This window comes from [Mycoplasma] cavipharyngis (genome assembly GCF_042984175.1).
GTDB classification, from domain to species: Bacteria; Bacillota_I; Bacilli_A; order Mycoplasmatales; family Mycoplasmoidaceae; genus Mycoplasma_N; species Mycoplasma_N cavipharyngis.
Genome location: NZ_CP155569.1, coordinates 770,748 through 786,898, shown reverse-complemented (window position 1 = coordinate 786,898; position 16,151 = coordinate 770,748). Strand labels below are relative to the sequence as shown.

At 24.6% G+C, this 16,151-nt stretch carries 9 protein-coding genes; 3 read left to right on the top strand and 6 right to left on the bottom strand.

Going from position 1 to position 16,151, the window contains the following annotated elements; all coding sequences use genetic code 4:
• The first annotated feature begins 86 nt into the window (after positions 1-86).
• From MCAV_RS03130 to MCAV_RS03120, 3 genes are all read left to right on the top strand, one after another.
• Positions 87-785 (top strand): MBL fold metallo-hydrolase, encoded by a 699-nt coding sequence (locus tag MCAV_RS03130; protein ID WP_391591670.1) that lies wholly within the window; start codon positions 87-89, stop codon positions 783-785.
• A gap of 225 nt (positions 786-1,010) precedes the next feature.
• Positions 1,011-2,777 (top strand): ABC transporter ATP-binding protein, encoded by a 1,767-nt coding sequence (locus MCAV_RS03125; RefSeq protein WP_391591669.1) that lies wholly within the window; start codon positions 1,011-1,013, stop codon positions 2,775-2,777.
• A gap of 2 nt (positions 2,778-2,779) precedes the next feature.
• Positions 2,780-4,801 (top strand): ABC transporter ATP-binding protein, encoded by a 2,022-nt coding sequence (locus MCAV_RS03120; RefSeq protein ID WP_391591668.1) that lies wholly within the window; start codon positions 2,780-2,782, stop codon positions 4,799-4,801.
• 10 nt (positions 4,802-4,811) lie between these two features.
• Here MCAV_RS03120 and MCAV_RS03115 read toward each other — a convergent pair whose 3' ends face one another.
• The 6 genes from MCAV_RS03115 to MCAV_RS03090 form a co-directional block, all read right to left on the bottom strand.
• On the bottom strand, positions 4,812-5,726 hold the full coding sequence (locus MCAV_RS03115) for a hypothetical protein (RefSeq protein ID WP_391591667.1): 915 nt from the start codon (positions 5,724-5,726) through the stop codon (positions 4,812-4,814).
• 96 nt (positions 5,727-5,822) lie between these two features.
• The gene (locus MCAV_RS03110; protein ID WP_391591666.1) at positions 5,823-8,234 is read right to left on the bottom strand and encodes a GH32 C-terminal domain-containing protein; all 2,412 of its coding nucleotides are present in this window, start codon (positions 8,232-8,234) and stop codon (positions 5,823-5,825) included.
• Positions 8,235-8,440: 206 nt separating this feature from the next.
• Positions 8,441-8,869: an SsrA-binding protein SmpB gene (gene smpB / locus MCAV_RS03105; RefSeq protein ID WP_391592248.1), complete on the bottom strand. Its 429-nt coding sequence runs from the start codon at positions 8,867-8,869 to the stop codon at positions 8,441-8,443.
• Between the two features lie 34 nt (positions 8,870-8,903).
• Positions 8,904-11,498: a ribonuclease R gene (rnr, locus tag MCAV_RS03100; RefSeq protein ID WP_391591665.1), complete on the bottom strand. Its 2,595-nt coding sequence runs from the start codon at positions 11,496-11,498 to the stop codon at positions 8,904-8,906.
• Positions 11,499-11,608: 110 nt separating this feature from the next.
• Positions 11,609-11,854, bottom strand: coding sequence for a preprotein translocase subunit SecG (secG, locus tag MCAV_RS03095; RefSeq protein ID WP_391591664.1), 246 nt, complete (start codon positions 11,852-11,854; stop codon positions 11,609-11,611).
• Between the two features lie 179 nt (positions 11,855-12,033).
• A complete protein-coding gene (locus tag MCAV_RS03090; protein ID WP_391591663.1) occupies positions 12,034-16,140 on the bottom strand; it encodes a DUF3713 domain-containing protein in 4,107 nt (1,368 codons plus the stop codon).
• Between the last annotated feature and the right edge of the window lie 11 nt (positions 16,141-16,151).

Sequence of the window (16,151 nt, the reverse complement as noted above, 5' to 3'; positions counted from 1 at the left end):
TAAAATTAAAGTTTAGTAATAAATAATTTAAAATATTTTAAATCTTATAAAATTAGAAATAATTTGTTAGTGGAGCACAACTAAAATTGAACACAATTGACTTGTATCAAACTAAACCAAAATTAATTAGAATCACTAATCAATTATTACAATTTTATAATGATGATAATTGATTAGAAAACACTAGTTATTTATTATTAGATGATAATTATGGTTTAGTGATTGATCCTAGTTTTTTAGGTGATTATCTTGTTAGGTTTTGTCAAAAACATAAAATTATTATTAAAGCGATTTTATTAACTCATGGTCATTGGGATCATTGAATTAATGCCAAATCATTAGTTGAATATGCTAAAGTACCAATTTATTGTCATCTTAAAGATCAAGTCGTAGTTGAATCTGCTTGAAAATCGATTAAAAGAATTGATCCGCATTTTCAATCTGATGATTTAGCAATTGAGGCAATTGAATTTCATGATTGAAAAGATCATGATGTGATTAAAATTAATAATTTTCAATTAGGTGTTTTACACACTCCTGGTCATACTCCTGGTTCAGTTTGTTTTTCAGTAGAAGATTATGTTTTTTCTGGTGATCATGTTTTTGCTGATTCAATTGGTCGGACTGATTTAGAACATAATCAAGCTGAGTTAATGGATCATAGTTTAAAAAAATTTTTTGATCATTATGATCGTAACCAAACAGTATTACCTGGTCATCTTGATTTTAAAGTTAGAGTTTGTGATGTTTATCACAACTTAAAAAAAATGAAGATAATTCACTAAGAAAATCAGTGATTTAATTTTCGATTAAATCAAAACTTAAAAATTTAAGACGTTGTTTTCGATTAAATCAATTTTTTTGATTTAGAATCAAACAATGATTATTAATTAATATTAATTTAATTAAAATTTGTTATTAAATTTTTCAATATTTATTAAGAATAGATTCAAAATATTGACTAATTGTTTTTTTATCAAGTTGATGATTAACATCTAAAAGGCATTTTTGTGTTTGAAATAATTAAAGCTGTTTTAAAAAAACATTATAAATTATACATCTTAGTACAAATTTTACTTTTGTTACAAGTTGTTAGTGATTTAGCGATTCCAATTTTATTACAAAGATTAATTAGTATTTTTGAACAACCAGTTGATCAAGTTACTAAAATGATTGTAATTTTAGCAGTTTCAATGTTTGCCATTAATATTACTGGATTTATTATTGGTGTTATTGCTAGAATTATTGGTGCTAAATTTACGATTGAATTTGGTGCAACAATTCGTTCTGAGTTTTATCAGAAAGTAACTAGTTTTACTGATGCTGATTTAAATGTTTTTCCTTCAAGTTCACTAATTAATCGTTTGGGTAAAAACTTAAATCATATTTTAGGATGATTAATTTTTGCTAATCAAGTTTTATTACGTTCAATTTTTATGTTTATTGGTGGGGCATTAGCAACCTTTTTTATTTTATATAGTCCATTTAATAATATTATTAGTCCTAATGAACATTTAAGATACATTATCATTTTAATTGTATTAGCTTTTGTGATCTTAAATTTAGTTTTTCTTGGTATTTCACAATTTTATATTTCACGAACTTATCAAGCTACTCAAGTAGTTAGTGATCAACTAAACAATAACATTCAAGAAACATTTCTAGGAATTCATTTTATTAAATCATATAATTTAGAAACAGCAATGTATGATAAAAACGCAACGATTACTGAAACATTTCGTCAAAAAATTATGAAAACTTATCGTTATGAAATGTTATTTAGTCCAGTAATTACTTTACTAATTAGTTTCTTAATTTTAATTGTTATTTGGGTTGGTAATTATTTATCATTACTTAACTTGTCACAAATTTTAGCGATTACTCAAACATTATCCTATTTAGTTTTATCAATTATTATTGCTAGTTTTGTTTTAAGTAATTTAGGAAGAACTAATGTTGCTGCTAAACGAATTTATCAAGTTTTAAATCATCAACCAATTATGAAATTTGTTAGTGATGCAAATAAGCAAATGATTAATAGTAATGAAATTAGTTTTAATAATGTCAATTTTGCTTATTTTGATCATTCAGATTTAGTTTTAAAAAATATTAATTTAACAATTAATGCTAATCAAACTTGAGGCATTATTGGTAAAACAGGTAGTGGTAAATCTTCATTCATTAATTTAATTGCTCGATTATATGATCCAACATCAGGAGTAATTAAAATTGGTGGAATTGATGTTAGTCAAATTAATTTTATGCAATTACGTAATTTAGTAACAATGGTTCCTCAGAAAAATAATTTATTTTCAGGTACGGTTGCTTCTAATTTACAAATGGCTAAAGATGATGCGACAGAAAAAGAAATGTGGGATAGTTTAGAAATCGCTTGTGCTGCAGATTTTGTCAAAGAAAAAACTGATGGTTTATATACTAAAATCAGACAACGTGGTTCTAATCTTTCAGGAGGACAAAAACAACGTTTATGTATTGCTAGAGCATTATTAAAAAAAGCACGAATTTTAATTTTAGATGATGCAACTTCAGCACTTGATGCTAAAACTGAGCAAAAGATTATTGCTAATTTAAATCAAATCAATAATTTAACAAAAATTATTGTGTCCCAAAAAATTTCTTCAATTATTCATGCTGATCAAATTTTAGTTTTTGATCAAGGCCAAATTGTTGCTAAAGGTAAACATCATGATTTATTAAACGATTGTCAAATTTATCAACAAATTTTTGATTTACAAATGATGGGAGCAAAACACTAAAAATGCAACAGCACACACAAAATCAAAGTCGCAGAAAAATGAATCGCAAAGCAATTATTAGCTTTATGTTTTCTTTTTTAAGTAAAGGTTGAAAATTTATTATTGGTGCATCAATTGCTGCTGTTTTTGTTAGTGCTCTAAGTTTAGCAAACGTCTTTTTAGCCCAACAATTTAATTCTTTGATTCACCAACAAATTGATGCTCGTGCTAGAAATGAAGTGATTAGTAATGCAACAATTAATTTTTATGGTGGAATATTAATTGCCATATATTGCTTAACATTTATCATTAATTATGGTTTATCACTAACAATTTCTTATGTGATTGAATCAATGGGAAAAAGATTAACTGATTTTTTATATGCGAAAATTTTACGAACCCAAGTTGTTTATTATGATCGTATGAAAACAGGTGAATTTTTAAGCCGGGTAAATAATGATATTGATGCAGCGATTGCGCAATTACCCCAAACTTTATCACAAATTTTTGCAACGATTTTAATTGTAATATCAATGTTAATTGCAATGTTAATTATTAGTCCGTTATTAACAGTTTTTGTTGGTTTAATTTTACCAATTTCTTTTTTAGGTGCAATTTTCATTGTGAAAAAATCACAAAAATATTATCGGGTTCGTCAAGCGACATTAGGTGAATTAAACGCTTTTGCTGAAGAAGCAATTAGTGGACAACATGAAGTTAATTTATTTAATCAAAGAACTAAGTTTTTAGAAAAATTTAATAAATTAAATGCTAATTATTCAAAAAATCAGTATAAAGTTGATTTTTGATTTTCTTTCATTTTTCCATGAAACCGTTTTGTTGGTCAATTAATGTTAATTATGATTAATGTCATTGGTTTAAGTTTTGCTTATAACAATATTGCTACTTATGGGATTTATGATTATATGTTATTTCCTTTAAATGCTAATCAGCCATTAAACCAAATTAGTTATTATGGTAGTTATATTGTCATTATTAACACTTTTTTACTAATGTTACGCAACTTTCAAGAGCCATTATATCAAGTGATTAATACAATGAATGTGATGCAATCATTTTTCTCTTCATCAGAGCGTTTAAAAGAATTATCTGATGCAACTGAAGAATTTTTGGATTCAGAAAATTTGAATGTGAAATTAATTACTGATAAATTAACTAAAAAAACAATTCAACCACTACCAGCATTTTTAAACCAAAAAAATCTGAATATTTATCAAAAATATGTCAGTGAAAAACGTTTGCCCTATTTAAAACCAGCATATTATCATTATTTACCAACAGTTCATTTGCACACAAACATTGAAGTGAAAAACTTATCATTTGCTTATGAACCTAATAAGTGGGTCTTAAAAAACATTAATTTCACTGTAAAACAAGGACAAACTGTTGCCATTGTTGGTCCAACTGGTAGTGGTAAATCAACTTTTATTAACCTATTAACTAAGTTTTATGATATTAGTAAAGGTGATATTTTATTTGATGGTGTATCTATTAAAAAAATTACTAAACCAAGTATGCGTAGCAATGTTTCAATTGTATTACAAGATAATGTGATTTTTAGTGATACGATTTTCAATAACATTAAATATGGTCATATGAATGCAACTGAACAAGAAGTGATTCAAGCTGCTAAAATGGCTAAAGCTCATAACTTCATTATGCAATTGGAAAATGGTTATGATACAGTTTTAAAAAACAATGGTGAAAATTTATCTCATGGACAAAAACAATTAATTGGAATTGCTAGAGCGATTTTATCACCATCAGAATTATTGATTTTAGATGAAGCAACTTCTTCAGTTGATACTAGTACAGAAGTTGAGATTCAAGCAGCAATGCTAAATTTAGTGAAAAACAAAACAACATTTCTAATTGCCCACCGTTTATCAACAATTAGAAATGCTGATTTAATTATTGTTCTAAAATTTGGTGAAATTATTGAGCAAGGAACTCATGAACAATTATTAACTCTAAAAAATGGTTTATATGCTCAAATGTATCATTCTCAAACTAATTTTGAATAAAAAAATTGTTTTATTTTTTTAAAAGTTTAGCAATTAATCATCTTTTTCTTTTTGGCTGATTATGAGTAATTTTAATTAATTGTTTTTTGGCTCTTGGTGAATCACGAATAATTTCATTTTGTGTATAAGGATTTAAAGTGGAACGATAGGCAGCAATTTTGGAACTTAAATTTAAAAGTTTATAAAATTCTTGTTCAAAAATTTCTGTTGGTGCTAAATATTTAAGAATAATTGCATGTCAAAGATTTAAACATTTTTTTCATAAAAGTAAAATACGCTCATGATTGATTGCAAAAGGGGTGTGATCAGCAATTTCTTGATGACGAATAATAATGCTAATTTTTGGAATAAATTCTGCTAAATGATCAAAAATTAGATTACTAATTGTTAGTATTAATGCTTGATCAAATGTTTTTGCCTTAAAAATTTCAATTTCACAAAAATCATTAATAATGTTTCAATTAAAAAATTTAGGAATTAAACGTTCAAAATCTTCAATGATTAGTGGGAAATACCGATCTTTATGACTGAACTGGTTTTTCATTTGAATTCATTTTTCTTGATCATTAGTGCTGAAATATTCGATTGAAGAAGTTAATTCACGAAAAATAATGAATTGATCATTAACTAATTCTCTAATCATATCTTGACAAGTATTATGAGATAAATCAGCATTAAGACAATATTTAAAATCATTAAAATCTGGCTTATAAATCAATTTTTGATCAATATATTTTTGAATTAATTGGTGTTTAGTTTTAAATTTTTTCTTAATTAAATAAGTAATTTTGTTTTGATAAGAATAAAAAATACTTGCTTTTCAATAATCAATTTGTGATGACACACTAGCACTTTGAGTTTGATTGATTTGATCTAAAGCAGTTTGATTAGTTAGTTTAATTAATTTATTTTGTTTCAATGTCATAATAAAAAGTGATTAATTGTTTTTATTTTAGAAATTAATAATTTAAAATTAAAAATTAAATCAAAAATAAGAAGAAGGCAATTAATAGTTAAAAAACTATTTTTTACTTGTTTGATAAACTCATTGATTAAAAGTTTTTTGTAAATCTAATAATGAGGGCATTTTTGTTTTTTTAGTTTGAGCTAAATTAGTTAAATTATTTGCTAAATTAGCTCAAAAAGTAGTACTAATTAATTGTTCTAATTTGATTTTTGTTAATTGAAAAGATGGATAACTAATTAATTGAGCAATAAACGTGGCTAAAAACCCATCATAATTAATAATTTGATAATTTTTTGAATTATTTGTATCATTGCCAATTGTTTTAATTTTACCAAAACTAGATTTTGTTGCAATAATATATTCTTGATTTTTTTGCACAATTAAAAATAAACTAGGATTCATTGTTTGAAGTCATTTAATTTGCTTAGTTAAATGATGGTTTGCTACTAATAAATTTAATTCTGCTTGAGATAAACAAACAAGATTAGCTGTCATTAAATTTTTTTCAACTCATATTGTTCAATTTTTAATTTCATGCGCAGCAATTTTTTTCTTTAAGTTGGGAGCAAAAATAATTATTTTTTGTTGCTTTTGTGCTTCAATTATTAAATCTTGATAAATTTTGTGCATATCATTTTTAAAAAAAGCTTCAGGATCACAAAGTAGTAAATAATCAGTTTGATCAATTAATTTAGTTATTTTAGTTTGTGTTTCATAATTATTTGTTTTAGGATCATTTTCATCATTAATTTTAATCAATTCACTTTTTAATTGATTAGTTTCAATTTGCTCTTGAATTAATTGATTGGTTCCATGATTTTTAATTTCAGTTAATAAACAAGGCTGATAATCTCATTTTTTTAAAATAGTTGCAATATTAATTGTTGGATTAGCAACTATTTTTTTCTGCTTGGTTTTATAACTTCAATAATCCATAACAAGATTAGATGGAATTAAAATTTTTTGTGGTGAAGGTTCAATTATATTAATTGGTTTTAAATCAAAAAAACAACCTCATAAATTTTCTGAAGAATAAACTAAATCATTTAATAAAAAATAATTTAAAGAAATGACATATTGACCTTGATTTAAATAAATTTCAATTACATTTTGATCAAGAATTAAATCAATGTTTTTAATTTCTTTAATATCAAATTTAAGTATGTTTTGATTTTTTTCTAAAAAAACTTGACTCATTGATGAACGATCAATAATTAATTGTTGCTTTTGATATTTAATTAAAACGCGATGTTTAAAATTTTCTGCAGCAGAAAATTGCAAACTAAAATCTTGTTTATTAGGAGTGAAATAAAATTGTTTTAGGCGCTGATTAAAAATCATTTGGTTTAACAAATTTTGCTTACTAGTTATTCGTAGTTTTTTAAAATTAGTAAATGGTGTTTGATAAATTCAATTATTAGTAATTTGCAACTTTCTTAATAAACTAAAACAATTAGTATGCATATAATCTCATTGATGAATCATACTACTATTAGTTGCTTTTAGACACCCAATTAAATATAAATCATGATTATGTTCTAAAAAAATTGGTTTACTAAAATCATTACTTAAATCAACTGATTGAATATGATCAACTTCAAAAAGACAATTAGATCAATTCATTACTCCTTTAACAAAAATGGTTGCATTAATAATTTCTTTTTTCTGATTGCTAATTTTAATTTCTTGCAAACAAAAAACTAATAGTGTTTGTTTATTAATATTTTTTCAACTAAAATTTTTAATCATCACTTTTGGTTTTAGAAAGTTTTGTTTTAAAAAATTAATTTCTCCATAAAAAGTAGCGTTTTGTTGTTCAGGATGATAGTGATAAATAATTAAACTAGCTGTATGATCGATTTTTTGAACACTAATTATTAAATAATATTGATCATTAATTTTAATTAAATTGGGTGTACCAAATCCTTGAGAATATTTAGTAGCATCAAGTTGCAAAACCACTTTAGCATTATTTTTGAAAAACTTAGGATTATCACTACTAACACAACAATAATAAATATTTTTGTTTTGGTTGTTTTGTAATTCTTGTTTTTTTTGTAATCAAAAATAAAAATAGTAATTTTCAATCATAATTACAAAAAAAATCGATCCAAATGCTGGGTTTGGATCATCATTTTTAATATTTATAGGAAGATAATTAATAAAATCAGTAGTAGTGTACTGATGACAACACCTAAAATTTTCTAATGGAATAAAGGGATTGGCTTGATAAAAAAAATTAATTTTTTGTTGTGTGCTAATAAAGCTACGCGGTTCAATGACAGCCCCACCACAACCATTTAAATGCAATTGGTTATAATAAGGATCATTTTTGATTAATAAATTATTTTTATAAATTTCATTAAAATGAGTTGCAATTCCATAACGCTGTTTTAACCAAAAGTTTTTTAAATAATAGTAACACTCACTAAAAAGATGCCGTGGATTTTTTGATTGATATTTCATAACTAATAATTACCAAATTAGTGACTCATTTTAATTTTTATAAAACTTATAAAGATAATTTTTGGTTCACAATTAACTTTTTTAATTATTATTAATAATTTTGCTTAATCATAACATAATAAAATTAATCACTTAATGATTATTGATTAATCATTTATTATTTAGAAAAATCTTGTTATATCAATTATCATTTTCAAATTTTGCAATTAAAAAATTTTTGCATGTTTTCGTTTTAGATCTTTTAGTTTTAAATCTTCACGTTTATCATAAAGTTTTTTTGGTTTAGCAGTAGCAAAACTAAGTTTAATTTTATTTTTTTTCAAATAAAAATTTAGGGGCACTAAAACATATTTTTCTTGTTTAACTAATAAGTTTAATTTAATAATTTCTTTTTTATGTAACAATAATTTTCTTGTTCTAGTTGGATCGACATTAAAAATATTACCATGATCATATCAAGGAATATGAGCATTGAAAAGATATGCTTGATAATTTTTAATTAAAACATAAGCTTCTTTTAAACTAGTGTGTGCTTTCATTAAACTTTTAACTTCTGTTCCTTTTAATACAACACCTGCTTCATAAGTATCATAAATTGTATAGTTATAAAAAGCTTTATTGTTTTTAGCAAGAATTTTCATAAAATAAGATCTTAAAAATGATTAATAATTAATAAGCAGCAGTTTCTTGATTTTCTTGATCATCTTGACTAATTAAAGGTTGATAAAATTTTGGTTGGTTTAAAATGTCAACAATTTCAAAATCAATACTACGTAAATGTAAGTCAACTTTATTGACTTTAACTAAAACTTCACTACCAATTGTTAGACGTTTTTGTGTTCTTTGACCAATTAATGATTCATCAACTTGATCAAATTTAAAAAAATCATATTTAGTTAAAATAATTGGAGCAAATCCTTGAATTAAATTAGATAATTGGACATAACAACCTTTAGCATTAACTTCTAAAACAATTGCTTCAAATTCATTGCCAATAAATTGTTGCATGTATTGAGCAAATTTTAAATCATTAACATCACGTTCTGTTTGAGTTGCTTTTAGTTCTTGTTCAGAACATTTAGCACACAATTCTTCTAAACGATTTTTAAAAATATTACGTTCAGCATCAGTATAATTTGTTGGATCAAAAAGATACATTCAAAATAAACGATGCACAATCATATCAGGATATCTTCTAATTGGTGAAGTAAAATGAGTATAATGTTGTGAAGCCAAACCAAAATGATAGGTGTTAATGTTTGAATATATTGCCTTATCCATTGAACGTAATAACATCATATGAATAATTTGATTATAAGGATGATCATGATTATCATCAATTCATTTAGCAATGTCACCTGAACTAATTTGATTATTAATTTTAGTTGTAATTTTAAAATTAAGTTTTTTAGCAACTAAACTAAAATGTTCTAATTTTTTTAATGCTGGTAAACCATGAACACGATAAATAAAAGGAATTTTATGAAGATGAGCATAAGCAGTTACTGCTTCATTAGCAGCAACCATAAAATTTTCAATCATTTGCTGAGCATGATAAGTTTGATAAATTTCAATTTTTAGTGGTTCATTATTTTCATCAACAATAATTTTAGGTTCATGAATGGCAAAAAAATTAATGTAACCACGTTGTTTTTTGACAATTTCTAATTTTTTAAACAACTCATAAGCAACATCAATACTTGTTTTCACTGCAATTGCTTCTTGATTAAAATCAGTTGTTTGACGAAAGTATTCATTAACTTGATCATAACTAAAACGCTTGTGTGATTTAATTAAGGCAGGGAAAACTTTAGTTGCACTAAAATCAATTTTTCCATTGAAATCAATTTTAATATCACACACTATAGCACAACGTTTAACATGAGGGTTTAGTGAACATAAATCATTTGATAAAAGATGGGGTAACATTGGAATAACAGCATTAATTAAATAAACTGATGTACCACGATTTTCTGCTGCATGATCTAATGCTGAATTTATTGGCACATATGAACAAACATCAGCAATTGCAACACGCAATAAATAATGATCAACTTCTTTTTGAACATGAATAGCATCATCAAAGTCTTTTGATGTGCTTGGATCAATTGTATAAAAAGGAACATCTGTTAAATCAATGCGACATTTTTGTTGTTCAAAACGACTAAAATCATGATCAATTTTTTCAACTTCTTTAATTGCTTCATGAGGAAAATCAATTTCAATGCCATTATCATAAACAATTGATTCAATATCAATTCCAACATCATTTTTATGACCTAAAATTTTAACAATTTCACCAACCATTCGAACTGAATTAAAATCAGTAATTTTTAATAAAACTTTATGACCTTCAACAATACCAATTGGATTAGTAATTTTCACTAAAGTTTTAATTTTAGGATTATCTAATAAAGCATAATAAGATTCAGCAGCAATTCCTGTAGTAAGATCAATTTTTACTTCACCAACATAATGATCTTTTTGATGTTCTAAAACTTCAAGAATTTTCACATCTTGTGATTGTTTGATTTTGTTTGATGAAGATGTGTCTAATTGAATGAATTTAACAGTATCTCCATCAATTGCATGATTAAAATTGCGTTTGTGAACATAATAAGAAATTGGTTCTTGATCAGAGTTTTTAACAATAATATGACCAAAATTACCACGAATATTACATTTAAAAGTTCCTTCACCTTCACTATTAGGAATTTCAGGATATTCTAAATAATCTAAATAATATTTATCACGTGAGTTTTTAGCAATAATATTACGTTCTTCAAGTAAATTAATAATTCATAAAACTTGACCTTTTTCAATATAGTGGTGATAATCAGTTTTTTTCATTTCTTTAATTGTTTTATTAATTAAAACAAATAAAGGCATAGCAAACTGATCATCTTTTAACACTTGAATTACTGATTGGGTTAATAGTTGTTCTAAATAATCATTATTATGAATTGGAATTGGTTTATCATCATTGTTGAAAGGATAATTTTTTTTATTTTGATTAAAATCAAACCGAGAATTTTGCTGATAATTAATTCGATTAGCTTCACGATAAGATCATTGATTAGTTTTTGTTGATTTAGATTGAGAATGAAAAGAATGTTTTCTATCTTCTTGATAATTATGCTTTGTTTTTTTATTTTTATGATGATCAAATTTAGAGTTTTGATTTGATCATTCTTGATTAAAACTTTTTTTTCTTGAATCAGAAAATTTATTAGTCCGATTCTGATTTTTATTTTTAAATTTCATCACTATTTTCTTGTAATTTAATAAGATTGATTGAAACTGCAAAAAACAGTTCCACTAGTCTTTAAAAATTAGTAGAACTGTTTTTGTCAGTGTTAAATTTCATTTTTAATTTATTGTATTTGATTAGCAATAACAATCCGATAAACAATGCCAACAATTACTAATAAAAATACTAGACTGAACATAATAATTTGTAAAATTTTGATCGATCCACGATCTTTAGTTTTTTTAAAAATTTCCAAATCTTGTCCTGATAAAGATGCTAATCCTTCTGTTGATCCAGAATTAGACAATAATAAACCAATAATTAAAATAATAATGGCAATTACATATACAATAATTTCAAGCGTACTCATGTGATAGTTATTTTTAGTAATGATCAAAATTTACTTAATTAATTTTTTGATCATTTTGATTAATTAAATTGCTTAATAATAACAACTAATTTTTAACAATTAACTTATTTTATCATAAATTAATTTTTTAGATTTATTAAGAATGATCGAATCAATTTTTTTATTTTATTAATAATAATTTATTTTTGATCTTTTTCTAAAGTAGCTCAACTTAAACCTAATAGATTAACAATTCGTTCATCTTTTGTAACTAAACGATTGAAACTAGGTCTTAAAATGAAACTATCAAAAGCTAGTGATTGTACTTCAGAAGATCGCGCTAAATTAACAACAGTTTTAATAAAAGCATCAAAACCTAATAGTTTAATAAAATTTCTAAAATTAGTTACATCACTAACATCATTACTATTAATTTGAAATGCATAAGCAACATAACCGATTCGCGAATTTTTTGAACTTGGTAGAAAGTACTTTAAATTAGTATAAATTGAATCTTGATTATCAGGATTTTGTAATGTTCCAACAAACCGTTCTAAATCTGATGAATTAATTAAATTAAAATTAACTTTTTTAGGTTGAATTTGATCATAAATACTCTTAAATGAAGCAATTAATCGATCATTATTAGTTCGATCTAATTTATATTCTATACCATTTAAAACATTAGTTAAGGCTTTAATTTTTTGACTTAAATTAATTTTTAGTGGTGGCAATGTTTTTGAATCTTGAAATTGGTTATTAATTACTTGACCATTACTATCTTTTTTAGGTTCTAATTGACTAACTTGATTAGTATTAATTACATCATTAATATAATTAGCAATTTTAGGAAACAAGTTACTTAAGTTTTGCCCTAACTGATTAAAAGCATTAAATGTTCTAATGTTTTTGACTGATTCAAAAATAAAGTTTAAAGTTGAACTAACATTAGAAGTTTTACTATTAATGGCTGAACCAAATAACTTTCCACGCGATAATACTTCTTTATTATTAGAATTATTATTAGTACTATCAAAAGCACTTAAATTACCATCAGGATTAGCTTTAGCAAAGTTTTTAAATAAAGCATCTTGAACTACTTGTGGTAGAGTATTAGGTAATGGTTTATTATCTAATACTAAACCATAAAAACCATTTAATCTTGTTGTGTTAGCAGTATTGGAATTAGTAATTTGAGTTGGTGCTTTTGCAGTTACATAATTAAATAAACTACTATTAGATGCTCTAGTTGTTGGTGCATTTAAGTTATAACTAAAATAAGGATTAGATAAAACGTTATTAGGATTTGGATTAAACTGAAAATTAGTTGCAAAATCTGCTAATTCACTATTAACACTATTAGTTCCACTAGTTTTTGCTTCACCAGATTTAGCATCTTCATTTAATGATTTTTCTTGAGCTCAAACAATTGCACCATAACTATTAGCAGCAATTTGACTTTGTAAATAATTAAGTAAATTGGCATAATTATCTTCTAATAATCATTGTATGGTGTATAGTGTTCTAATGTATTTAGAAGTATAGTTTGAACCTAGTTCTCAACCTTGATTACTAAAGGAATATAAAATTTGTTTTCAATAAGATTTAACTTTGTCATTATAACTTTTAATGTTATTTTGATTAGGATCATTAGTTACTTGAGCCATAGGCATCATTGGTTGAGATTTAGGTGTAGTAACTTCTTCAATTTTATATCCACCAATAAAATCCCGACCATTATTAATGTTATTAACTGATCCTAAATAAGCTTCTGAATAAACAGTTTCAGCAATAGCATTTTCCACTTCAGTTTTTAAATTATCTTTTTCACTAGAAAAATCAGTTGCTAATGAGGTTTTATTCTCAAAATCATAATCAATTCGATCAGTTTGATAATCATATTTAATTTCATTTGCTAAATACAAATTTTGAATGTAAGTTTTTAAATTACTATCTTGCTCATCTAATAATGATTGTAGTAAATAATTAAATTCTAAACTATCTAAATGAATCAAATCTTGATTGAAAAATAAACCATCATTAGAATTTTTTAAAGTTTTTAATCAATTTTCAACTTTTGTTGCAATTGTTTTACTATTTTGATATAAGAAATTAATTCCAAAATATTTAGCATTAGTATTAATTTTTTCACTCTTATAAAATTTAGTAATTTCAGGATAATCACCATCATTTTGATAAGTTTGATTCGTTTGCTTATTTTTAGTCATTTGATCTGATGGTTGATAAACTGGATCATCACTAGTTGTATTTAAATTTCGTTTAAAGGCTAATGGGGTTGCTAAACCATTAGCATATGGTGGTTTTAAATCATTAGATTGTTGTTGATTATTAACAACATTAGAACTAGATGAATTACGAAATGGTCTAGTTGCTAAACTAGAAACTGTTTGAGCTAATTTATTAAGAAAATCAATTAAGGTTTTTTGACTATTAATTCCTTGATTTAATTGTTCTAATTCTTGCACTAAAGCAATTAAGGTTTGATATTTTGTTGTATTAGTTAAATAATTTTGTTGTTGACTAAAAAAATAATCGTTATTAGTGTTTTGTGATAACTTAGTATTTGGATTAGTTGTTTGACTAAGAGCATAAGCGACTAAAATTTGATTGAAATTATCTTCAGCATATTTTTTTAGTACTTCTAATAAATTAGGATCAAAAACAGCATTAACATCTTTGCGTGGATTTAAACTAAATGCTGCTTGACGTCATAATAAATTTTGTTTAACTTTTTCTAATTTATTTACTAAAGTAGTTTCTTTAGCAATTAATGGAGCACCATCAATTGTAAGTGCATTAAAACCAGTTTGTGATCGTGCAACAGTTCAATAAGAATGTTTATTGCTATTAGATGCTTGATTGTCATTAGATGCTTGATTAGAATTTTTTGATTCAGTTTCAATATCTCTTAAAGGATAAATGAAATTAGTATCTTTTTTATCATTTAGTTGATTAAAAATTTGCTGATCAATTTTAATTCCAGGTTCAGAATTTGTAGTAGGAATTGATGCAGTAGTAACTACTTGATTACTATCTTTTTTTAAAAATAAATTTAAGGGATCTTTGTCATATTTATTAGTAGTTCAATTATTGTTTCCAGTTAAATCAATTTTATTAATTAATTGATTAGAATTTCCACTTGGATTAGTAGTATTAGTATCAAATAATTTATTGTACTGATGAACAATTGCTGATGATAAATAACCATCATTAATGTTGGCGATTTCTTCATTAGTATAAATTCTTCAAGAAGTTAGAGCTGTTGAATCAGGTTTATTATCATTAAAAACACTAGTTAAACTAAGTCCACCAGTTTGATTGTTAAATAATGAACCACTTTTTACTCCAATTTGTCAACGATTAAAAGATGGTAAAATCCCTTGAGTGGTATTGCTATCACCAATATCAAATGCAGGAAAGTTATAATTAGGATCAGTTGGTAAATTAACATCTTGTTTAGCTAATTGATTAGTACTATAAATATTAGTTAAACTATTAATACTTGAAGTGCCATATTTTCATTCAACATTTCAACCTAAAAATGGTCGTTCATGTTCAAACCAATAATTAAAAACAAAGGCTTGAAAATTAGCAAACATTTTTTGATATTTTTGATTACCAATTTCTAAATCTTCTTGACTTGGTTCAAAAACAAAATTTTTAAAATTACTTGGATTATTAATATCACTTGCACTAGCAGTTTTAGTAATAATTGTTGTTTTATTTTCTGTTTTTTTATAATTCAAAAACAACTGATTAAAAATTGCTTCAACTAAACTTTTATTAACTGCAGGACCAACATGATTAATAATTCAACCATCTTTAGTCCCACCAAAAGGATTAATAACTCTTTGAAATAATTGATCTCAATTAGAACTATTACCATTTTGATAACTTTTTAAAGAATTATCAAAACTTTCTTCACCTTTTTCAACAAAATTTTTAATTGTTGTTTGAGTTGCAAATAAACTACTACCTTGATCAACTGTTGTGTCTTGGGCAAAATCTTTAACTCAATTGAATTTTAGTTTATTAGCAATAACATCAATTAACTTAGTTCGTGTTTTATTTAAATCAGCTAATAAAATTGCTTTTGTTAAATTATTTTGCTTTAAATTAGTTAAATTAAAATTATTAGCTAATTGATTAGTAGTATTGGCTTTAGGATCAATTCTAGGATTGATAATACTTGAACAAGCACTAAGAATTAGTGAACTTGTTATTAAAAAACCAACTCATTTAATTTTTTTGAAATGATTGTTTTTTCTTATTTTGTTTCAATTCATTATAAGTTATG